The sequence below is a fragment of the Microbacterium sp. Bi128 genome, assembly GCF_918698205.1.
On the sequence record NZ_CAKKMM010001585.1, the window covers coordinates 1 to 1,111 of the forward strand.

The following is a 1,111-nucleotide window of genomic DNA, read 5'->3' on the forward strand; positions in this document are numbered from 1 at the left end:
CACCCTGCCCGCGCTGTGGAAAACCTCCAAGCCCCATCGGCGCGGGCGCAGAATGCCCGTATGCGCCCGCCCAGTGAGCTCCCCCCGCATCTTCGAAACCAGCCCTTCACCGTGGCCGAGGCCCGCACTGCCGGGGTGGGGCGACGACGGACCCGGGCCAGGGATCTCGTCAGCCCCTGTTACGGGGTGCGCGCGACCGCCGCCACCCCGGACAGTTTGCTGAAACGTGTGCATGCCCTGACGGCCATGACGGGCGCAATCGTGAGCCACCTGTCAGCGGCAGTGCTGTGGGGATTTCCCCTGCCGCAGGCCTTGGAGAACCTGGCTGTCATCCATCTGACGAGTCGGCCGGGCCAGCGGGCGGTGCGGCATAAGAATGTGGTGGGCCATCAGCAGGCACTCAAACCGGAGGAGATCGTGGCTGGGGTGAGGGTTACCTGCACCTCCCCACTGCGGACGTGGTTCGATCTCGCAGGCATACTAGGCCTCGATGACTTGGTGATCGCCGGGGACTTCCTGCTGCGGCGGAGAAATCCATTGACCACGATCCATGAGCTGGACGCGTTCCTGGCCGGGAAGCAAGGCAGAGCGGGCTACCGGCGGGCTATGCAGGCCCGGTCCCTGATACGCGCCGACACGGACTCCCCCAAGGAGACCGAACTCCGGCTGCTCCTGATTCGGCATGGCCTGCCCGAACCCGCAATCAACGTGCCCATGTTCGATGAGACCGGCGGCTGGATCCTGGACCCGGACCTCGCCTACGAAGAAGAAAAGATCGCGGTTCAGTACGACGGCGGGCATCACGCCAGTCCGGCCCAGCGTCGCAGCGACATCTTCCGGGATGAGAACGCGAGGGACGCCGGGTGGCGCGTCGTCGTCTTGACCCAATGGCACTTGACCCCGCCCGGCCCTGGGATGGAGCCTGCCGCCGTTACCCGCGTGCGTACGGCGCTGATGGAGCGCGGCTGGACTCCCGGCCCTGGCCCGAAGCCCGGGCAACGTCACCGTGCCCGCCCCCAGGCGCACCGATCTGACACGAATGGCCGCTAAGCACGTGGCATAGAGGCCACCTGTGGCGAACCGATGGGGGCGGCCCCGCGCAGCCCCTCTG

At 67.7% G+C, this 1,111-nt stretch carries 1 protein-coding gene; it reads left to right on the forward strand.

From position 1 onward, the window contains the following. A partial coding sequence (locus LQV45_RS34725) for a hypothetical protein (RefSeq protein ID WP_230012482.1) occupies positions 1 to 1,050 on the forward strand: 1,050 nt, incomplete at its 5' end. Positions 1,051 to 1,111 lie beyond the last annotated feature (61 nt).